Below are 19,302 nucleotides of genomic sequence, written 5' to 3' on the forward strand. Positions count from 1 at the left end.
GCGGATCCTCTTCTTGGACCGTGTGTTTCGCGCGGCAAATTCCTTGCAAAAACTCGTGCTCCGCCCCATTGCGCGGTCATGAGCAGCCCAGGATGATCTGAAGGCCTGTGCTGTCAACCCAACCGTCCGGCTCCAGCCCGGACGCCATCGAGGGGGAAGGATCCTTCGTGACTGAAACCACTGTCCTGACAACGGATGTGGACAAGACAAGCTCCGCTGCACCGGCAGCGAAGAGCAGCGGCCTGGCGGGCCTCAAGCTCGCCCAGCTGCAGGCGCTTGCCAGCCAGCTCGGCATCTCCGGGAGTTCCCGGATGCGCAAGGGCGACCTCGTGACCGCCATCTCCGACCACCAGCGTGGCTCCTCCGTCGCCGACCGCCCTGCCAAGGGTGAGGAAGCCGCCAAGGCGCCCGCCGCCACCAAGGCAAGCGCCGCCAAGGCGAACTCCGCCAAGACCGCCGCGCCTCAGGCTGAGGCCGAGGCCCCCGCCGCTTCCGCCGAGCAGGATGCCCCCTCCGAGGCGGCGCCCGCCCGCAGCCGGACCCGTGGCCGCTCCCGCCGCGCAGGCAGCGACGGCGTCGTCGCCGCGACGGAGACCGCAGCGGAGACCGCGCCCGCCGAGACGGCTGCTCCGGCCGCCGAGCAGCGTGCCGACAACGCCGACAACGCCTCCGGCGAGCAGGGCTCCGAGCGCCGCAACACCCGCACCCGCAACCGCAACCGCCGCGCCGAAGGCGCCGAGAACGCCGGTGAGCGCGCCGAGGCTCCCGCGGAATCCGCCGAGGCCCCGGCTGAGCAGGGCGAGGCTCGTGAAGGCGAAGGCAACCGCCGCAACCGCCAGCGCTCCGAGCGCGGTCCCCGCAACGGCGAGGGCAACGGCCAGAACAACGGCAACCAGCAGGGCGCCCGCCAGCAGGAGAATCGCCAGCAGGACAACCGGGCTGATGAGGAAGAGGGCGGCAACCGCCGGAACCGTCGCAATCGCCGGGACCGCAACGAGCGGGGCGATCGTAACGATCGCAATGACCGTAACGATCGCAACGACCGTTTCCGCGATCGCAATGAGCGCCGCCGTGGCCGCAACCAGGGCCCCGAGGTGGACGACACCGAGCTGAGCGACGACGATGTCCTGGTCCCCGTGGCCGGCATCCTCGACGTCCTGGACAACTACGCGTTCATCCGCACCTCCGGCTACCTGCCGGGTCCGCAGGATGTGTACGTGACCCTCAACCAGGTCCGCAAGTACAACCTGCGCAAGGGCGACGCCGTCGTCGGTGCGATCCGCGCTCCCCGCGAGGGCGAGAACAACAACCAGCAGAACAACCGCCAGAAGTTCAACGCCCTGGTCCGCGTCACGAGCGTCAACGGCCTCCAGCCCGAAGAGCTGAAGAACCGCGTCGAGTTCAACAAGCTCGTTCCGCTCTACCCGTCCGAGCGCCTGCGTCTGGAGACCGATCCCAAGAAGATCGGTCCGCGCATCATCGACCTCGTGGCTCCCATCGGCAAGGGCCAGCGTGGCCTGATCGTCTCCCCGCCGAAGGCCGGTAAGACGCTCATCCTGCAGTCGATCGCCAACGCCATCACCACCAACAACCCTGAGGTCCACCTCATGATGGTCCTGGTGGATGAGCGTCCGGAAGAAGTCACCGACATGCAGCGCACGGTGAAGGGTGAGGTCATCGCCTCGACCTTCGACCGTCCCGCCGACGACCACACCACCGTGGCCGAGCTCTCCATCGAGCGCGCCAAGCGTCTCGTGGAGATGGGCAAGGACGTGGTGGTCCTCCTGGACTCCATGACCCGTCTGGGCCGCGCTTACAACCTGGCCGCGCCGGCTTCCGGCCGCATCCTCTCCGGTGGTGTCGACTCCGCCGCGCTGTACCCGCCCAAGCGGTTCTTCGGCGCAGCACGCAACATCGAGAACGGCGGCTCGCTGACCATCCTGGCGACGGCCCTCGTGGAGACCGGTTCCAAGATGGACGAGGTCATCTTCGAGGAGTTCAAGGGCACCGGCAACATGGAGCTCCGCCTGTCCCGCCACCTGGCGGACAAGCGCATCTTCCCGGCCGTCGACGTCAACGCGTCCAGCACCCGCCGCGAGGAGAACCTGCTCTCGGCCGACGAGGTCAAGATCATGTGGCGCCTGCGTCGCCTGCTCTCCGGTCTCGAGCAGCAGCAGGGCCTGGAACTGCTCACGAGCAAGATCCGTGAGACGCAGAGCAACGCCGAGTTCCTGCTCCAGGTGCAGCGCACCACCCTGGCTGCCAAGTCGGAGAACGACAAGTAGCTCCTGACGGGGATGGGACCGGCCGAACGCCGGTCCCATCCCCGTTTGCCGTCTCCCGATAAACTTGTCTGCAGGTTGAAAGAGGTTTAGAACATGTTTGAGTCCGTCCAGGGTCTGCTCGACGAGCACGCCGCGATCCAGGCGCAGCTGAGCGATCCCGCCGTCTATGCCGACCAGTCGCTGGCCCGCAAGCTGGGGCGCCGTTCCGCGCAGCTCAACGGCATCGTGGAAGCGTACAAGACCTGGCGCGGACTCAGCGATGACCTGGAGGCCGCCCGGGAGATGGCCGCCGAAGACCCCGACTTCGCCGAAGAGGTCGCCCAGATCGAGGAGAAGCTGCCGGCGGCCCAGGAGAAGCTGCGCCGTCTGCTCATCCCGCGTGATCCCGACGACGCCCGCAACATCATCATCGAGGTCAAGGGCGGCGAAGGCGGCGAGGAGGCGGCCCTGTTCGCCGCCGACCTGCTCCGCATGTACACCCGTTACGCCGAGTCCCGTGGCTGGAAGACCGAGCTGATCTCCGCCACCGAGTCGGACCTCGGGGGCTACAAGGACGCTCAGATGGCCATCAAGGGCTCCTCCAACGATCCTGCCGAGGGTGTCTGGGCCCGCCTGAAGTTCGAGGGCGGCGTGCACCGGGTGCAGCGCGTCCCCGCGACGGAATCCCAGGGCCGCATCCACACCTCGGCCGCCGGTGTCCTGGTGTTCCCCGAGGTTGATGAGCCGGAGGAGATCGAGATCAACCAGAACGATCTCAAGATCGACGTCTACCGGTCCTCGGGTCCGGGTGGCCAGTCCGTGAACACCACGGACTCTGCCGTCCGCATCACCCACCTGCCCACGGGCATCGTGGTGGCGATGCAGAACGAGAAGTCCCAGCTGCAGAACCGTGAAGCCGCCATGCGCGTGCTCCGGGCGCGTCTTCTGGCGCACCAGCAGGAACAGCTGGACGCGGAGAGCGCCGAGCACCGCAAGTCCCAGATCCGGACCATGGACCGCTCCGAGCGCATCCGCACCTACAACTTCCCGGAGAACCGCATCGCGGATCACCGCACCGGGTACAAGGCCTACAACCTGGACGCCGTCATGAACGGTGATCTGGAACCGGTCATCCAGTCCGCCATCGAGATGGACGAGCAGGCCCGCCTGGACGCCATCGGCGAATAGCGGAACACCGTGTACGACGACGACGCGCTGCGCCCCGGCGTGCCCCTGGCCCCCGCGGTCCGGGCCGCCGCGGCCGTGCTCACCGCGGCGGGCGTGCCGAGTCCGCGCCGCGACGCCGAGCTGCTCCTGGCGCACACCCTCGGTCTCGACCTCAAGGAATTGCAGCACGCGGTCCTCATGGGTTCCCGCACAGTGCCCGAGGGGTTCTCGACCCTCGTGGCTCAGCGTGCGGAACGCATCCCGCTCCAGCACCTGACCGGGGTCGCCTCCTTCCGGCACCTGGAGCTGTCCGTGGGGCCGGGGGTCTTCATCCCGAGGCCTGAGACGGAGACCGTGGTCCAGTGGGCCGTGGACCGGTGCGCCGAGCTGCGGGCCGAGGGGATCCTCACACCCCTCCTGGTGGACCTCGGCACCGGCTCGGGAGCCATCGCCGCGTCCTTGGCGCATGAGGTTCCGGGTTCGCGCGTGCACGCCGTCGAGCTGAGCCCGCTGGCGATCGCCTGGGCCGAGCGCAACAGCCGGCCCCACGGCGTCGAACTTCATCAGGGGGATCTGCGGGACGCGCTGCCGGAGCTGAACGGTCTGGTGGATGTCGTGGTGTCCAATCCTCCGTACATCCCGAGTGAGGCGGTGCCCCGCGAACCGGAGGTCGCCGAACACGATCCCGAGATGGCGCTGTATGGCGGGGGAGCGGACGGCATGGAGCTGCCGCTCGCCGCGGCGGCCAGTGCGGCGCGTCTGCTCAGGCAGGGCGGCTGGTTCATCATGGAACATGCCGAGGTGCAGGCGCCGTGGCTCGCCACGCGCCTGGGCCACGACCCCGCCTGGACCGACGTGACGACCCACCAGGACCTCAACGGCCTCGACCGCGCCACCTCGGCCCGCCGCGCCTGAAGCGGTCGCCGGGCCGATCACCCCGGCGGACGTGCGACGTGGCACGGACTGTGGACCCGAAAAGAATGGGAGAATGTCAGCGTGACTTCTAGCTACGACTGTTCAACGGAAGAAACCCGCTTCGAGGGACTGGCGCACGCCCAGCGTGCCATCGCCGAACAGCAGTGCATCGTCTTCCCGACGGACACGGTGTACGGCATCGCCGCGGACGCCTTCTCCCCGCTGGCCGTCCGGCTGCTGCTGGCCGCCAAGGGCCGCTCCCGGACCATGCCTCCGCCCGTGCTCATCCCGCGCGTCCAGACCATGGACGGGCTGGCCGTGGACATCGGCGACGACGCCCGCAAGCTCGCCGAGAAGTTCTGGCCCGGCGCCCTCACCTTGATCCTGCATGCCCAGCCGTCCCTGGAGTGGGATCTGGGCGAGACCAAGGGCACCGTCGCGCTGCGCGTGCCCGATGACGAGCTGGCGCTCGAGATCCTGGCGCGGACCGGCCCGCTGGCCGTGTCCTCGGCCAACCGGAGTGGTCAGCCGGCCGCGCAGACGGCCGCCAACGCTCAGGAACAGCTCGCCGAGTCCGTGGAGGTCTACCTCGACGGAGGACCCCGTCCCGCCGAGTCCGACATCGACGAGGTCGCCCTGCCGTCCACGATCGTCGACTGCACCGGCAGCCGTGCCCGGGTGGTGCGCCAGGGCGCGATCGCCCTGGAGGACCTCCGCGACGTCGTCCCGTCGATCCTGGCGTTCGGTCAGGAGGTCCCCGTCTGGCAGCCCGGCGCCGACAGTGCGCTGAACGCCACCGCGTCGGAGGAGACGGTTTCCGAGGAGACCACCGGCGCCGCGCCGGCGGCGGAGGACGCGCCGGAGACCTCTGCTGAGGACGGAGCAGCGGCACCTGGGGCGACTGAGACCGCGGCGGACGACACGACCGCCCTCGTCGACACTGCCGACGCCACTACCGACGCCACGGCTGACGAGACCACGGCTGCCACAACACCGGCTGCCACCGCGGACACCCCCGTCGTCGAGCAGCCGGCAGAGTCCGCCGCTCCCGAAGCGGCACCCGCCGCCGAGACCGAAGACTCCCAGCGTCAGGACGCCGAGACCCCCCGGGCCGCCGGGTCGGAGAGCTGAATGCGGAAGGACCGCCTTCCGCTCCTCGACGTCGAAGTCACCGCGCTCACCGCGGACGAGGCCGCACAGGAGATCGGCCGCCTGGTCGCCTCCGGGGAGCCGCACACCGTCGTCGGGCACAATCTGCACAGCGTGACGCTGTATCACAGCGATCCGGCCTTCGCCGCGTTCTATGACCGCAGTTCGGTGGTCCTGCTCGACGGCGCGCCCTTGGCCAAGCTGTGGGCGCGGACGTTCAACCGCGGCCAGGGCGCCGGGGCGCATCGCGTGGGATCCGTCGACTGGCTGGCGCGGCTGGGGGCCGTGCCCGGCCTGAAGCGCATCGCCGTGCTCGGCGCCGGGTCCGAAGCCAATGCCGGGGCGGTCGAGGAACTGCGCCGGCGTGTTCCGAACGCCGTCGTGGAGGGCCGCCCCGGAGCAGGCTGGTCCGCGGATGCGGAGCGTGATGCGGTCGCCTGGCTGCGGGAGTTCCGGCCGCAGTTGGTCCTGACCGGCCTCGGGATGCCCCTGCAGGAGCAGGTCATCACGCGGCTGCTGAGCGAAGTTCCGGCTGTGCACTGTGCTGTGGGCGGTGCGATCGACCAGGTGGCCGGCATCCAGAGGCTCGCCCCGCGCTGGATCGGCCGTCTTGGCTTCGAATGGGCGTGGCGTCTGCTGTTCGACCCGCGGCGCGTGGCGTACCGCGTGTTCGTGGAGCCGTGGAAGCTCGGCTATCTTCTCCTGCGCCGCCGCGCAGGCCGCGGGATCAAACGACAGGATGTGAATTCGTGACCGAGCAGGCCCCGGCCGAGACGGGCCCGCGTCCCCGCGTGGCCGCCGTCGTGGTCACCTACAACCGCAGAGACCTGCTGGAAGGCACTCTCAGGGGGCTGCTGACGGCCACGGTGCGGCCCGACGTCCTCATCGTGGTGGACAACGCCTCCGATGACGGAACACCGGAGTTCTTGAGCGACTGGGCCGTCGGCGAAGGCGCGGAAACCGCCCGCGGCACCGTGCTGGATCTGGTGCGCCTGGAGACCAACACCGGTGGCGCCGGAGGCTTCGTGGTGGGCATGGAGCGCGCCGTCCTGGATCATCGGGCGGACTACGTCTGGATCATGGACGACGACACGGAGCCTCAGGCCGATTCCCTGGCCGAAGCCCTGTCCGCCCTGGCGACCATCTCGGCCCAGGGCGTTCCGGAGCCTGCATACCTGGCCAGCCTGGTCCGGTGGACCGATGGCCGTCCGCATCCGATGAACCGGACGAAGGAGCGTCTCCGCCTCGACGCCGCCGGCAAAGCCCGCGCGGAGTCGCTGGGCCTGACGAGCATCCGGACGGCATCCTTCGTCTCGATCTTCATCTCCGCCGATGCGATCCGCCGGCACGGCCTGCCGATCGCGGACTACTTCATCTGGAACGACGACTTCGAGTTCACCGCCAGGATCACCCGTGCGGGGGAGGCCTTCGCCGTGCCGTCGTCGGAGGTCCTGCACCACACGAAGACGTTCGGAGACGCTCAGGCGGATCCGGGGGACCGCTTCTACTACGAGGTGCGCAACAAGCTGTGGGCGTACTTCCGTTCGCCCGCGCTGCACTGGTGGGAGCGCGGGCTGTTCCTGGGCGCCTCGGTGCGCAACTGGAGCCGGACGATCGCCCGCTCCAGCCGTCGCGGCCGCCTGTTCAAGGGTCTGGCCCGTGGCGTCAAGGACGCTCTGCGGGGTCCTCGTCCGAACAGCGAAGTCCTGGACGGCGTGTATCCGCTCCGCGGGATCCCTGCGCCGGGGGCGTCAGCCGCCGTCGGCGAGTGAGCGGATCCCTTCGTCGAAGGAGACGGGGGGAGCCCAGGAGAAGTCCGGAGCGCTGCCGCTGACCCGGACTTCCAGGTCCTCGGTGAGCCGGTCGGCCTCCGCGCCCTTGCCGACGAGGCGGGCGGCTAGACGCAGCAGGGCCGGGGGACAGGGCGCCAGGCGGGCCGGCCGGCCGGCGGCCGCGCCGAGTGCGCGGCAGAGCTCCGCGGTGGAGACCGGCCGGGCGTCGGCCGCCAGGATCAGCTGGTAACGCTCTGAATCGTCGTCCAGGGCGTACCGGATCGCCGACACGACATTGCCCACGGCCACCATCGTCCTGCGGTTGCGCACCGAGGCCAGGGGAAGCGGGAGCCCACGCCGGATCGCCCCCAGGAGCCGCTGCACGTTCCCCTTGTTTCCGGGGCCGTACACCATCGGGATGCGGACGCTGGTGCCGCGCAGTGCAGACCGTGCGCACACGGCGGCCAGGGCCTGTTCCGCCTCCCACTTGGAGACTCCGTAAGGATCGGCGGGCCGCGGCGCGTCCGAGGCCGAGAACGGTGTTCCGGTGGTCCGTTCGCCATTGACCTTGATGCTGCTGAGGAAGACGAACGAGGAGACTCCCGCGGCGGCGGCGCCGTCGGCCAGGCGGCGGGTCAGGTCCGTGTTGGCGGCGCGGTGCGCGGCGAGGGGGTCCTCGCTGTCCTCGGCCATGCGGTGGACGCGGGCGGCGAGATGCACCACGGCGTCCACGCCGGCGAAGAGTGAGGCGCAGTCGTCGATCCGTTCGAGATCGCCGGTCTCCCGCGTCGTCGCGCCGTGCAGCGCCGCGGCCGTGGAGTCACCCAGCGGCAGGGTCCTGACCAGCGCCACGACCTCGTGGCCGGCGTCGAGCAGCCCGCGCACCACATGGCGTCCCACGAACCCCGTGGCTCCGGTGACTGCGACTTTCATGGAGCCCCTCTCGACGGCGTGCTGCCTGCACAGCCGCGGGGGCTGCCGGAAATCCACAATAGCCGATGCCCGGCGCGCTAAGCTGGACGAGGTGTCCGATGCCGCTCCCTGCGGTCTTCACGTCCTCCGGGCGTTACCGCACAGCGCGGACACTGCGGGCGGGAGGTCTCTTTCGCCCGTTGGTTTTTCGAGCAAGGTGGCCATTGTCGTACTCCAAGACTGCTGAGAGCAGAACCGGTTCCTGGGAGTGGATCCAGTTCGTCCTCGACGCCCTTTGCTGGTTCCTCGCGATGGGCCTGGCCCTCGTGCTCCGCTACGAACTCCATGTCGAGTGGGCCCAGCTGCCCGGCCTCCTGGCCGTGACCGGCGTCGCCGCACTCGCCCAGCTCATCTTCGGTTATCTCCTCTCCGTGTACCGGGGCCGCTATCAGTCCGGCTCCTTCGGTGAAGTCCAGGCGCTCCTCATTGCCACCTTGCTCGTCGCGACGGCGGTCACCGGGCTCCTGCTGGTGGCGTACCGCCAGCTCGACGTCGGCCGCAGTGTCGCGCTGATCGCCGCGCCGATCGCCCTGATCGGGATGGCCGGCATCCGCTATCTCCGCAGGCTCTACCGTGAGGCCAAATCCCGCCCGGGCGACTCGGCGCGCAACACCCTCATCTACGGTGCGGGCTTCGTGGGCAACTCCCTCGTGACGCGCATGCTGCAGGACCCGGATTCGCCGTACTACCCCGTGGGCCTCATCGACGACGATCCCAGCAAGAAGCACCTGCGCCTCTCCGGCGTGCAGGTGCTGGGCCGCGGCGAGGACATCCGCTCGATCGTCCACCGGACCAAGGCCGAAGTGCTCGTGCTCGCCTTCGGCAGTGTGGAGCGGGACGTCGTCACCCGGGTCTCCGACAGCGTCGCCGGTCTGAACGTCCGGGTGCTCGTGCTGCCGCCCCTGAACCAGATGCTCAGCGGCGGTGCGCCGCAGGGCTTCTCCGACTTCCGCGACATCTCGGTGGAGGACCTGATCGGCCGGCGTCCGGTCGACATCCAGGTGGAGAAGATCGCCGGATACATCTCGGACCGCCGCGTCATCGTCACGGGTGCGGGCGGGTCGATCGGCAGTGAGCTCTGCCGCCAGATCAGCCAGTTCAGCCCCGCCGAACTGATCATGCTGGACCACGATGAGACGGCTCTCCAGCAGACCCAGATCTCCCTGACCGGTCACGGGCTCCTGAACGGCCAGGACACGGTCCTGTGCAGCATCCGGGACCAGGCCGGCCTCGAAGCGGTGTTCCGGGAGAGGAAGCCGGAGGTCGTCTTTCACGCCGCGGCTCTCAAGCACGCCCCGCTGCTGCAGCAGTACCCCGGCGAAGGCTGGAAGACCAATGTGCTGGGCACCCTGAACGTTCTGCGGGCAGCCCGTGCGGCAGGGGTGAGCCGGTTCGTGAACATCTCCACGGACAAGGCTGCGAATCCGAGCACGGCCCTCGGCCACTCCAAGCGGATGGCGGAACGCCTGACGGCCTGGATGGCCCAGGAGACGGGCCTTCCGTACGTCTCGGTGCGCTTCGGCAACGTGATGGGCAGCCGCGGTTCCATGCTGCCGCTGTTCACGCAGCAGATCCAGGCCGGGGGACCGGTCACGGTGACCCACAAGGACGTCACCCGTTTCTTCATGACCATCCCCGAGGCCTGCCAGCTGGTGATCCAGGCCGGCGCCATCGGCCACGGCGGGGAGGTCCTGCTGCTGGACATGGGCGAGCCCGTGCGGATCCTGGACGTCGCACAGCGCATGATCGCCATGTCCGGAAAGAGCGTCGACATCGTCTTCACCGGCTTGCGGCCGGGGGAGAAGATGCACGAGGAGCTCATCGGCGACGGCGAAGTCGACGCCACCCGCATCCATCCCAAGATCTCCCACGCCCGAATCCAGCCGATCGATCCCGAGGACCTCGATCTGGAGTCCTGGCTGGAGGCCTGCCGGTTCGATGAGGAGAGGCTGAGCGCCTCGGGCATCGCCGACGAGGAGTCCGAAGACCCGGTGGACCTGGGGCGGGTCGGGTCGTGAACCCCGTCGTCCTCACCGCGTCCGTCACGTTCGCGGTGGCGCTCGTGGCACCCTGGGTGGTCAAGCCGTTCCTCGTGAAGCTCGGAGTCATCGACGTGCCGACGGCGCGTTCCTCCCACACCGAGGTGACGCTGCGCGGCATGGGACTGGCCACCAGCCTGGGGGTGCTCGCCGGTGCGGTCACCGCGCTGTTCAGCCATGCGGTCCCCACCAACCGGTTCCTCGCCCTCGCCGTCGCCGGGTGCGCACTCTGCTCCGCACTGCTGGGCTGGATCGAGGACATCCGCGGCCTCTCCATCCGCGTCCGGGCCTCCGCTCAGCTCCTGCTCGGCCTGGTGGTCACCGTTGCGATGACCGCGAACCTCCACGTCACGTGGTGGTGGCTTCCCCTGGGCGTCCTCGCGGTGAGTGGCTACATCAACGCGGCGAACTTCATGGACGGCGTGAACGGCATCTCCGGCATCCACGGGCTCGTGGTCGGTGCGCTGTACTCCGCCGCCGGCGTGCTGTCAGGGCAGCCGTGGCTCACCGTGGCCGGGGCGATCCTGGCCGCCGCGTTCGCCGCGTTCCTGCCCTGGAACCTCGGCCCCGGCAAGGTCTTCCTGGGGGACGTCGGAAGCTACCTTCTGGGCGGAGGCATTGCGGCCATGGCCGTCGGGGGCTTCCTTTCCGGGATCGCCATCGAATACCTGCTGTCGCCACTCATGATCTACCTTGCCGACACCGGATACACCCTGGTCCGCCGGTACCGGCAGGGCAAGCGGTGGTACGAGTCCCACCGGGAGCACGTCTACCAGCGGCTCACCGATGTCGGATTCAGCCACGTGGGCGTCGCCGTGCTCGTCGGGGCGTTCAGCGCCGCGACGGGGATCTGCGGCATCGTGGCCGCCGGCGCCCCATGGTGGGGCGCTCTCGTCGCGCAGGTGCTGACCGTCGCCGTCCTGGTCACGTACCTCGCCCTGCCGACCGTCCTCGAGCGGCGCCGTGCGCGCCGGGTGGTGTGACGGCCGTCCGGACGGATGCCGGCACTTCTATCTCGTGTAGAATTTAACCCCGGAAGTTCATTTCAGCTTCCGACCCCTCACCCGCTCGCTGATAGGCCGCCATGTCTGCATCCTCGCCCCGCCCTTCCCGGGCTTCCCGGCGTCGGCTGTCGACGACGGCGGCAGGGGAGACCGGGTCCTTGTGGCTCCGTCTCCTGGCACTCAGCTCGGCGACGGCGGCCGTCGGCCTTCTCGTCACCGCGGTCATCGCGGCGGTGCTGAACGGCGGACTGGGCGCGCTCTCGGTGCTCTGCGGCGGTGCGCTGGTCATCGTCTTCTTCGCGATTTCCCTGCTCGCCGGACATTTCGTCGGCAGGAACAACCCGTCCGGAGCCATCGGCCTCATGGTCGCGCTGTACTTCGTGAAGGTCGTCGTGTTCGGCGTCGTCTTCCTGGTCCTCGGCGCCCCGGGCTGGCTCCATGGCCGGTGGTTTGTTACAGCGGCGGTCGTGACCGTCGTCCTGTGGCAGATCGCGGAGCTCTACGGCTTCTCCCGGGCCAGGCTTCTGATCTTCAACGAGCCCGCGCAGGCCGCTGAACAGGGCCGGGACACCTCCGGAAGCCCGGAAGGCGGCCGCTGACATGGCGAAAGAGAACAAGCGACTGTCGGAAGCCGATCCCGCGCACGAAGGCGACGGCGGTTACAACGCCGGAATGGCGGTCTTCAGCTATATCGTCGGCGGAATCCTGGTCTGGAGTTTGATAGGGTGGGGACTGGATTCACTGTGGGGGACCCGCTGGATCGTGCTCGCCGGAGCGTTGCTCGGCGCAGCCGGCGGTTTCTATCTGGCCCAGATGCATGGATTCTTCAAACACCGCGCTGACAGTTCCGGCGCGGACTCGAAGAAGCCTCACACACCTTCCGAATAATTTCACATGGGGGAGCCGCTCACCGAGCGTGGAGCCCCGCTAATTTGCCCAACGATGGACACTGCAGAGAGGAAACGCGTTGTTCGCGCTTACGCTCCCCGCTCAGGATTCGGGTTCTTTCAACCCGCCTGGTATTGACGAAATGCACCTCCCGGCGATCTTGCCCTGGGGTGCAGCGGACGGCTTCTCCAAGCAGATGCTCCTGGTGATCCTCTCCGTGGTCATCATTGCGGCGTTCTTCGTGGCCGCCGCCCGCAAGGGCCAGCTGGTGCCCGGAAAGCTCCAGTTCGCCGGCGAGTCCGCCTACGGCTTCGTCCGCAACGGCATCGCCAAGGACATCATCGGTGGCAAGGACTTCATCAAGTACGTCCCGCTGCTGTTCAGCCTGTTCTTCTTCATCCTGGTGAACAACATCTACGGCGCGATCCCCGTGATCCAGCTGCCGTCCTTCTCCCACGTGGGCGGCGCCTACGTGCTGGCAGGTCTGGTGTACGTGACCTGGATCGTCATCGGCGTCAAGAAGAACGGCATCCGCTACTTCAAGCTGGCGACCGTCCCCTCGGGCGTTCCGTTCTACATCCTGCCGCTCGTGGTCCCGATCGAGATCATCTCGAACTTCGTGGTCCGCCCGATCACGCACAGCCTCCGTCTCTTCGCGACCATGCTGGCAGGCCACCTGATCGTGATGATCGCGGGCTCGGGCATCGAGTTCCTCATCGCCCAGGAGAACGTCCTGCTGAAGGGCACTTCGCTGCTGGTGCTGGCCGGCGCCGTGGCCATGTACATGCTGGAGGCGCTGATCATGGTGCTGCAGGCGTACGTGTTCACGCTGCTGACCGCCATCTACATCGAAGGCGCGCTCCACGCGGACAGCCACTAAGTCTTCACCCACACTTCCCCTCTCGGGGAAAAACAACCCCGTAACAGCCGCTCCGCGGCGACTGAAAGGAAAACCATGAACGGCGAAATCAACGGCTCCCTCAACCTCGTCGGCTACGGCCTCTCCGCCATCGGCGGTGGCATCGGTGTGGGTCTCGTGTTCGCGGCCTACATCAACGGTGTGGCTCGTCAGCCCGAGGCGCAGCGTGTCCTGCAGCCGATCGCATTCCTCGGTCTGGCCCTGACCGAAGCTCTCGCCATCCTCGGCCTGGTTTTCGCGTTCGTTCTGAAGTAAACCTTCAGCCCCTACGCCAAATCAGTTACGAGTAGATAGGACGGGTGAATATGGATCAGCTGATCCTTGCTGCAGACCAAGCCCATGAGTCTCCGAACCCGCTTGTTCCCAATGTCTGGGAAATGGGCGTGGTCCTGGTCGGCTTCCTGGTTCTGCTCTTCATCGTGGTCAAGTTCGTTGTCCCGATGTTCGAGAAGACCTACGCCGAGCGCGCTGAGGCCATCGAAGGCGGCATCGCCAAGGCTGAGAAGGCCCAGGCCGAAGCCACGGCCGCTCTCGAAGAGTACAAGCAGCAGCTGACGGACGCCCGCACCGAGGCCAATCGCATCCGCGAAGAAGCCCGTGCTGAAGGTGCCCAGATCCTCGCTGAGCTCAAGGAGAAGGCCGCCGCCGAGGCTGCCCGCATCACCGAGCAGGCCCATGTACAGATCGAGGCAGAGCGTCAGGCCGCCGTCGTCTCCCTGCGCAGCGAAGTCGGCAGCCTTGCCACGACGCTCGCCGGGCGCATCGTCGGCGAGTCGCTGGAAGACGACGCCCGCGCGTCCCGCGTGGTCGATCGCTTCCTTGCCGATCTGGAGAACCAGAGCGCAGGTGCAGCACAGTAATGGCAGGTGTATCGAGCGAATCGCTGAAGGCGGCGCTGGCCGAGGTGGAGCCCAAGCTCCCCACGGCTCCGCTGTCCCTGGCAAACGAGCTTTTCGGAATCCTCGAGGCGCTTGACGGCTCGGCCGGTCTGCGCCGTGCTCTGACCGATCCTTCGCGCAGCGCGGAGGAGAAGTCGGGCCTGATCCGTGGACTCCTGGCCGGCAAGGTCTCGGCCGACGCAGAGCAGATCGTCAGTTCGCTGGCGGCCTCCCGCTGGGCCGACTCCCGTGACATCGGCGATGCGCTCGAAACTATCGCCGCAACAGTGGCGATCGCCGTCGCTGAGTCCAAGGGCGCCGCCGCAGGTCGTGGCGCCTCCGGGCTGGAAGCACTGGAGAACGATCTCTTCGCATTCAACACGGTGGTCGAAGGCAGCCATGAGCTGCAGCGCGCCCTCGTGGAACCGGCTGCCGCACCGCAGCAGAAGGCGGACCTGGCACGCAAGCTCGTGCCCGGAGCCAGCGAAGAGGCACAGCTCCTCATCCGTCAGGCCGTCGTCGCCCCGCGTGGCGTCAAGCCGGCCAAGCTGGTGGAGCGCTTTGCAGAGTTGGCCGCCAAGCGCCAGGAGCGCTGGATCGCCACGGTGGAAGTGACCCGCCCCCTCACCGAAGAGCAGCAGGCCCGCCTCCAGGCCGGTCTGAACGCGCTCTACGGCCGGGAGCTCAAGGTCAACACCGTCGTGGATCCGGAGCTCATCGGCGGTATCCGCGTCAAGGTCGGTGACGAAGTGGTTGACGCTTCCGTGCTGACCAAACTCGGCGAACTGCGCCGCAAGCTGGCCGGCTGAGCCAGGCAAGCACAACTTACCGACAGAACACCAGGTCATCGTGAGCAGCGATGATCACGAAACAGGAGAGCAGGGACTGCAGATGGCCGAATTGACCATCAATGCCGACGACGTCCGCAATGCCTTGAACGAGTTCGCGGCGTCTTACGAGCCCGGCAACGCCGAGCGCGTCGAGGTCGGCCGTGTGACCACCGCCAGCGACGGTATCGCCCGTGTCGAGGGTCTTCCCTCGGTCATGGCCAACGAACTCCTTCGCTTCGAGGATGGAACTCTGGGCCTGGCCCAGAACCTTGACGTCCGTGAGATCGGCGTGATCGTACTCGGTGACTTCACCGGTATCGAAGAAGGCCAGGAAGTGCACCGCACGGGTCAGATTCTGTCTGTCCCCGTCGGCGACGCGTTCCTCGGCCGCGTGGTTGACCCGCTGGGCCAGCCCATCGACGACCTGGGCGACATCAAGGCCGAGGGCACCCGTGCACTGGAACTCCAGGCACCGGGCGTGACCCAGCGTAAGTCGGTCCACGAGCCGATGCAGACGGGTCTCAAGGCCATCGACGCCATGATCCCGATCGGCCGTGGCCAGCGTCAGCTGATCATCGGTGACCGCCAGACCGGTAAGACGGCCATCGCGGTGGACACCATCATCAACCAGAAGGCCAACTGGGAGTCCGGCGACGTCAACAAGCAGGTTCGCTGCATCTACGTCGCGATCGGCCAGAAGGCGTCCACCATCGCCGCTGTCCGCCAGACCCTGGAAGAGAAGGGCGCCCTGGAGTACACCACGATCGTGGCCTCCCCGGCATCCGACCCCGCGGGCTTCAAGTACCTGGCTCCGTACGCCGGCTCGGCCATCGGCCAGCACTGGATGTACGGCGGCAAGCACGTCCTCATCATCTTCGATGACCTCTCCAAGCAGGCCGAAGCCTACCGCGCCGTGTCGCTGCTGCTGCGCCGCCCGCCGGGACGTGAAGCCTACCCGGGTGACGTGTTCTACCTGCACTCCCGTCTGCTCGAGCGTTGCGCCAAGCTCTCCGACGACCTGGGCGCGGGCTCGATGACCGGTCTGCCGATCATCGAGACGAAGGCGAACGACGTGTCCGCCTACATCCCGACCAACGTCATCTCCATCACCGACGGTCAGATCTTCCTGCAGTCGGACCTCTTCAACGCCAACCAGCGTCCGGCCGTCGACGTGGGCATCTCGGTGTCCCGCGTGGGTGGTTCCGCTCAGGTCAAGGCCATGAAGAAGGTCTCCGGCACCTTGAAGCTGGACCTCGCTCAGTACCGCGACATGCAGGCCTTCGCCATGTTCGCCTCGGACCTGGATGCGGCTTCCCGCCAGCAGCTGACCCGTGGCGCCCGCCTGATGGAGCTGCTCAAGCAGGGCCAGTACCAGCCGTACCCGGTCGAGAACCAGGTCGTCTCCATCTGGGCCGGCACCAACGGCTACCTGGACGATGTCCCGGTCGAGGACGTGTCCCGCTTCGAGTCCGAGTTCCTCGAGCACCTGAAGCACAGCACGTCCATCCTGACCACCATCGGCCAGACCAACCTGCTGGAGAACGACACGGTCGAGGCTCTGAAGACGGCGATCACCGACTTCAAGCGCGGCTTCTTCGGCGAGGGTCACAGCCAGCTGGTCGGCGCCGGTCACGAGGAGCACGAGGCCATCTCGGGCGACTCCGTCGACCAGGAAAAGATCGTCAAGCAGAAGCGCTAGAGGCAGTCACCCCGGGGCCACCTTCACGGGTGGCCCCGGGGTACCGCACCGGAGCCTTGGATCCGCTGGATCCTAAGAAAGGACAAGTATGGGAGCCCAGATCCGGGTCTACCGCCAGAAGATCGCCTCGACCACGTCGATGCGCAAGATCTTCAAGGCGATGGAACTGATCGCGACCTCTCGCATCGGTAAGGCACGTGCCCGTGTGGCTGCATCGCAGCCCTATGCCCGCGCCATCACCCGTGCCGTTTCTGCAGTCGCCAGCCAGAGCCAGGTGGAGCACCCGCTCACCACCGAGCCCGCTCAGGTGCGCCGCGCCGCCGTCGTCGTGATGACGGCCGACCGTGGTCTCGCCGGCGCGTACTCGGCGAGCGTGCTCAAGCAGGCCGAAGGCCTGATCGAGCTGCTCCACAGCGAAGGCAAGGACGTCAAGACCTACCTGGTGGGTCGCAAGGCGCAGGCCTACTTCGATTTCCGTTCCCGTCCTTACGCCCGCGTCTGGACCGGCGGCACCGATGCTCCGGAGTTCGCAACCGCTCAGGAGATCAGCAAGGTCCTCCTGGAAGACTTCGCCACCGACTTCGAAGAGGGCGGTGTGGAGGAGATCCACGTCGTGTACACGCGCTTCAAGTCCATGGTGACCCAGGAGCCGACCGTCGTCCGCCTCCTGCCCCTGGAGGTCGTGGAGGAGGAGAACACTCCGGAAGCGGAGATCCTGCCCCTCTACGACTTCGAGCCCGAGACCGAGCAGGTGCTGGACTCGCTGCTGCCGCGCTACATCGAATCCCGCATCTTCGCGGCGATGCTGCAGGCCGCCGCGTCCGAGCTGGCTGCCCGTCAGCGTGCCATGAAGTCCGCAGGCGACAACGCGACCGAGCTGATCAAAAAGTACACGCGACTGCGCAACACGGCCCGTCAGGCCGAGATCACGCAGGAGCTCACCGAGATCGTGGCCGGTGCCGACGCACTCGCGTCGTAACCGCCCGAGGATCCCGGCGCAGCCTTCGCGGCTGTACCCAAAGCTAGACTTAACACACGCCATCTACTGAGTGAAGTGAGAGAGATGACTGCCACCGCTACCGAGCACGCAGCCACCGCGGCCGGCGCCACCGGTCGTATTGCCCGCGTCATTGGGCCGGTTGTCGACGTCGAATTCCCGGCCGACGCCATCCCGGAAATCTACAACGCCCTGACCACTGAGGTCACCCTCAACGGTGAGACCAAGACCATCACCTTCGAGACCTCGCAGCACCTGGGTGACAACCTGGTCCGCGCCATCTCGCTGCAGGCGACCGACGGCCTGGTCCGCGGCACGCAGGTGGTCGACACCGGCGCCCCCATCTCCGTGCCCGTGGGCGACGGCGTGAAGGGCCACATCTTCAACGTGCTCGGCAAGCCGCTGGACGTCGAAGAGTCCGAGCTCCAGGTCTCCGAGCGCTGGCCCATCCACCGCAAGGCACCGAGCTTCGCGAGCCTCGAAGGCTCCACCGAGATGCTCGAGACCGGCATCAAGGTCATCGACCTTCTCACCCCGTACATCAAGGGTGGCAAGATCGGCCTGTTCGGCGGCGCCGGTGTGGGCAAGACCGTGCTCATCCAGGAAATGATCACCCGTGTCGCCCGTAACTTCGGTGGCACCTCCGTGTTCGCCGGTGTCGGCGAGCGTACCCGTGAGGGCAACGACCTCTGGGTCGAAATGGACGAGGCCGGCGTTCTGAAGGACACCGCCTTGGTGTTCGGCCAGATGGACGAGCCGCCGGGAACGCGTCTGCGCGTGGCCCTGTCCGCTCTGACCATGGCGGAGTACTTCCGCGATGTGCAGAACCAGGACGTGCTGCTCTTCATCGACAACATCTTCCGCTTCACCCAGGCCGGTTCCGAGGTGTCGACCCTGCTGGGCCGCATGCCGTCCGCCGTGGGTTACCAGCCGAACCTGGCCGATGAGATGGGTCTCCTCCAGGAGCGCATCACCTCGACCAAGGGCCACTCGATCACGTCCATGCAGGCGATCTACGTCCCTGCTGACGACTACACCGACCCGGCTCCGGCGACCACCTTCGCCCACCTGGACGCGACCACCGAGCTCTCCCGTGAGATCGCTTCCCGTGGTCTGTACCCGGCCGTGGACCCGCTGACCTCCACTTCCCGCATCCTGGATCCCCAGTACATCGGCAAGGACCACTACGACACCGCTGTGCGCGTGAAGCAGATCCTGCAGAAGAACAAGGAACTCCAGGACATCATCGCCATCCTCGGTGTCGATGAGCTTTCCGAAGAGGACAAGATCGTCGTGGCCCGTGCCCGTCGTATCCAGCAGTTCCTGTCCCAGAACACCTACACCGCCAAGCAGTTCACCGGCGTCGAGGGTTCGACCGTGTCCATCAAGGACACCATCGAGGGCTTCAAGGCGATCTGCAACGGCGACGTCGACCACATCGCCGAGCAGGCGTTCTTCAACGTCGGTGGCATGGACGATGTCGAGCGTCAGTGGGCCAAGATCCAGTCTGAGACCCGCTGATCATGGCTGAGCTCGACGTTGAGGTCGTCGCGGCGGACCACTTCGTGTGGTCCGGCGCGGCCAAGGTGGTCAACGCCCGCACCAGCGATGGCGCGATCGGCATCCTCCCCGGGCACGCGCCGGTTCTGGCGATCCTCGCGGAAGGTGAGCTGTCCATCGAGCCGGTCACGGGCAGCCGCATCCACGTCACCGTGGATGGGGGATTCTTCTCCGTTGACAATGACCGAGTGGTGATCGTGGCTGACAATGCTCAGCTCAACGATTCCGCCGCGGCGTAGGGCTGAATAG

Annotated in this window: 19 protein-coding genes; 18 read left to right on the plus strand and 1 reads right to left on the minus strand. The window is 67.4% G+C overall.

What is annotated here, in order from left to right; all coding sequences use genetic code 11:
* Positions 1-167: 167 nt before the first annotated feature.
* From rho to BLV63_RS07720, 6 genes are all read left to right on the plus strand, one after another.
* A complete protein-coding gene (gene rho, locus BLV63_RS07695) occupies positions 168-2,285 on the plus strand; it encodes a transcription termination factor Rho (RefSeq protein ID WP_066211947.1) in 2,118 nt (705 codons plus the stop codon).
* Between the two features lie 93 nt (positions 2,286-2,378).
* Positions 2,379-3,452, plus strand: coding sequence for a peptide chain release factor 1 (gene prfA, locus BLV63_RS07700; RefSeq protein ID WP_066210954.1), 1,074 nt, complete (start codon positions 2,379-2,381; stop codon positions 3,450-3,452).
* 9 nt (positions 3,453-3,461) lie between these two features.
* On the plus strand, positions 3,462-4,346 hold the full coding sequence (gene prmC, locus BLV63_RS07705; RefSeq protein ID WP_254780518.1) for a peptide chain release factor N(5)-glutamine methyltransferase: 885 nt from the start codon (positions 3,462-3,464) through the stop codon (positions 4,344-4,346).
* An 81-nt stretch (positions 4,347-4,427) separates the two neighbouring features.
* Positions 4,428-5,477: an L-threonylcarbamoyladenylate synthase gene (locus tag BLV63_RS07710; protein WP_074784144.1), complete on the plus strand. Its 1,050-nt coding sequence runs from the start codon at positions 4,428-4,430 to the stop codon at positions 5,475-5,477.
* Positions 5,478-6,248 (plus strand): WecB/TagA/CpsF family glycosyltransferase, encoded by a 771-nt coding sequence (locus BLV63_RS07715; RefSeq protein WP_066210952.1) that lies wholly within the window; start codon positions 5,478-5,480, stop codon positions 6,246-6,248.
* Positions 6,245-7,267 (plus strand): glycosyltransferase family 2 protein, encoded by a 1,023-nt coding sequence (locus BLV63_RS07720; RefSeq protein WP_066210951.1) that lies wholly within the window; start codon positions 6,245-6,247, stop codon positions 7,265-7,267. Before BLV63_RS07715 ends, BLV63_RS07720 begins: the two co-directional genes overlap by 4 nt.
* Here BLV63_RS07720 and BLV63_RS07725 read toward each other — a convergent pair.
* Positions 7,247-8,200, minus strand: a complete 954-nt coding sequence (locus BLV63_RS07725; protein WP_074784149.1) for an NAD-dependent epimerase/dehydratase family protein — start codon at positions 8,198-8,200, stop codon at positions 7,247-7,249. The genes BLV63_RS07720 and BLV63_RS07725 overlap by 21 nt on opposite strands.
* Before the next feature lie 203 nt (positions 8,201-8,403).
* On the opposite strand from BLV63_RS07725, the gene BLV63_RS07730 reads away from it, so the two are divergent.
* The 12 genes from BLV63_RS07730 (at position 8,404) to BLV63_RS07785 (ending at position 19,292) form a co-directional block, all read left to right on the plus strand.
* A complete protein-coding gene (locus BLV63_RS07730) occupies positions 8,404-10,257 on the plus strand; it encodes a polysaccharide biosynthesis protein (RefSeq protein WP_066210950.1) in 1,854 nt (617 codons plus the stop codon).
* Positions 10,254-11,261 carry an MraY family glycosyltransferase gene (locus BLV63_RS07735; RefSeq protein WP_066210948.1) on the plus strand — a complete coding sequence of 336 codons (1,008 nt, stop codon included), beginning with the start codon at positions 10,254-10,256 and terminating at the stop codon, positions 11,259-11,261. Before BLV63_RS07730 ends, BLV63_RS07735 begins: the two co-directional genes overlap by 4 nt.
* Before the next feature lie 101 nt (positions 11,262-11,362).
* Positions 11,363-11,881: an ATP synthase gene (locus BLV63_RS07740; protein WP_066210946.1), complete on the plus strand. Its 519-nt coding sequence runs from the start codon at positions 11,363-11,365 to the stop codon at positions 11,879-11,881.
* A 1-nt stretch (position 11,882) separates the two neighbouring features.
* On the plus strand, positions 11,883-12,170 hold the full coding sequence (locus BLV63_RS07745; protein ID WP_066210945.1) for an AtpZ/AtpI family protein: 288 nt from the start codon (positions 11,883-11,885) through the stop codon (positions 12,168-12,170).
* Positions 12,171-12,249: 79 nt separating this feature from the next.
* Positions 12,250-13,050 (plus strand): F0F1 ATP synthase subunit A, encoded by an 801-nt coding sequence (gene atpB / locus BLV63_RS07750; protein ID WP_066210944.1) that lies wholly within the window; start codon positions 12,250-12,252, stop codon positions 13,048-13,050.
* A gap of 75 nt (positions 13,051-13,125) precedes the next feature.
* Complete coding sequence (gene atpE, locus BLV63_RS07755; RefSeq protein ID WP_066210942.1) at positions 13,126-13,344, plus strand: ATP synthase F0 subunit C; 219 nt, start codon at positions 13,126-13,128, stop codon at positions 13,342-13,344.
* Positions 13,345-13,394: 50 nt separating this feature from the next.
* Positions 13,395-13,949, plus strand: coding sequence for a F0F1 ATP synthase subunit B (locus BLV63_RS07760; RefSeq protein ID WP_066210940.1), 555 nt, complete (start codon positions 13,395-13,397; stop codon positions 13,947-13,949).
* A complete protein-coding gene (locus BLV63_RS07765; RefSeq protein ID WP_066210938.1) occupies positions 13,949-14,776 on the plus strand; it encodes a F0F1 ATP synthase subunit delta in 828 nt (275 codons plus the stop codon). The genes BLV63_RS07760 and BLV63_RS07765 overlap by 1 nt, the downstream gene beginning before the upstream one ends.
* Positions 14,777-14,858: 82 nt before the next feature.
* Positions 14,859-16,496: a F0F1 ATP synthase subunit alpha gene (atpA, locus tag BLV63_RS07770; protein ID WP_066210936.1), complete on the plus strand. Its 1,638-nt coding sequence runs from the start codon at positions 14,859-14,861 to the stop codon at positions 16,494-16,496.
* 88 nt (positions 16,497-16,584) lie between these two features.
* The gene (locus tag BLV63_RS07775; protein ID WP_066210934.1) at positions 16,585-17,475 is read left to right on the plus strand and encodes a F0F1 ATP synthase subunit gamma; all 891 of its coding nucleotides are present in this window, start codon (positions 16,585-16,587) and stop codon (positions 17,473-17,475) included.
* A gap of 84 nt (positions 17,476-17,559) precedes the next feature.
* Positions 17,560-19,014 (plus strand): F0F1 ATP synthase subunit beta, encoded by a 1,455-nt coding sequence (atpD, locus tag BLV63_RS07780; protein WP_066210932.1) that lies wholly within the window; start codon positions 17,560-17,562, stop codon positions 19,012-19,014.
* Between the two features lie 2 nt (positions 19,015-19,016).
* The gene (locus BLV63_RS07785; RefSeq protein ID WP_066210930.1) at positions 19,017-19,292 is read left to right on the plus strand and encodes a F0F1 ATP synthase subunit epsilon; all 276 of its coding nucleotides are present in this window, start codon (positions 19,017-19,019) and stop codon (positions 19,290-19,292) included.
* Positions 19,293-19,302 lie beyond the last annotated feature (10 nt).

The organism is Arthrobacter woluwensis, assembly GCF_900105345.1.
Lineage (GTDB): Bacteria > Actinomycetota > Actinomycetes > Actinomycetales > Micrococcaceae > Arthrobacter_E > Arthrobacter_E woluwensis.

Excerpts from the sequence above, each read along its gene's own strand:
- prfA (WP_066210954.1), top strand. The coding sequence starts at position 2,379 with ATGTTTGAGTCCGTCCAGGGTCTGCTCGACGAGCACGCCGCGATCCAG.
- BLV63_RS07715 (WP_066210952.1), top strand. The coding sequence starts at position 5,478 with ATGCGGAAGGACCGCCTTCCGCTCCTCGACGTCGAAGTCACCGCGCTC.
- BLV63_RS07725 (WP_074784149.1), bottom strand. The coding sequence starts at position 8,200 with ATGAAAGTCGCAGTCACCGGAGCCACGGGGTTCGTGGGACGCCATGTG.
- BLV63_RS07740 (WP_066210946.1), top strand. The coding sequence starts at position 11,363 with ATGTCTGCATCCTCGCCCCGCCCTTCCCGGGCTTCCCGGCGTCGGCTG.
- BLV63_RS07745 (WP_066210945.1), top strand. The coding sequence starts at position 11,883 with ATGGCGAAAGAGAACAAGCGACTGTCGGAAGCCGATCCCGCGCACGAA.
- atpE (WP_066210942.1), top strand. The coding sequence starts at position 13,126 with ATGAACGGCGAAATCAACGGCTCCCTCAACCTCGTCGGCTACGGCCTC.
- BLV63_RS07760 (WP_066210940.1), top strand. The coding sequence starts at position 13,395 with ATGGATCAGCTGATCCTTGCTGCAGACCAAGCCCATGAGTCTCCGAAC.
- BLV63_RS07765 (WP_066210938.1), top strand. The coding sequence starts at position 13,949 with ATGGCAGGTGTATCGAGCGAATCGCTGAAGGCGGCGCTGGCCGAGGTG.
- atpA (WP_066210936.1), top strand. The coding sequence starts at position 14,859 with ATGGCCGAATTGACCATCAATGCCGACGACGTCCGCAATGCCTTGAAC.
- BLV63_RS07775 (WP_066210934.1), top strand. The coding sequence starts at position 16,585 with ATGGGAGCCCAGATCCGGGTCTACCGCCAGAAGATCGCCTCGACCACG.
- atpD (WP_066210932.1), top strand. The coding sequence starts at position 17,560 with ATGACTGCCACCGCTACCGAGCACGCAGCCACCGCGGCCGGCGCCACC.
- BLV63_RS07785 (WP_066210930.1), top strand. The coding sequence starts at position 19,017 with ATGGCTGAGCTCGACGTTGAGGTCGTCGCGGCGGACCACTTCGTGTGG.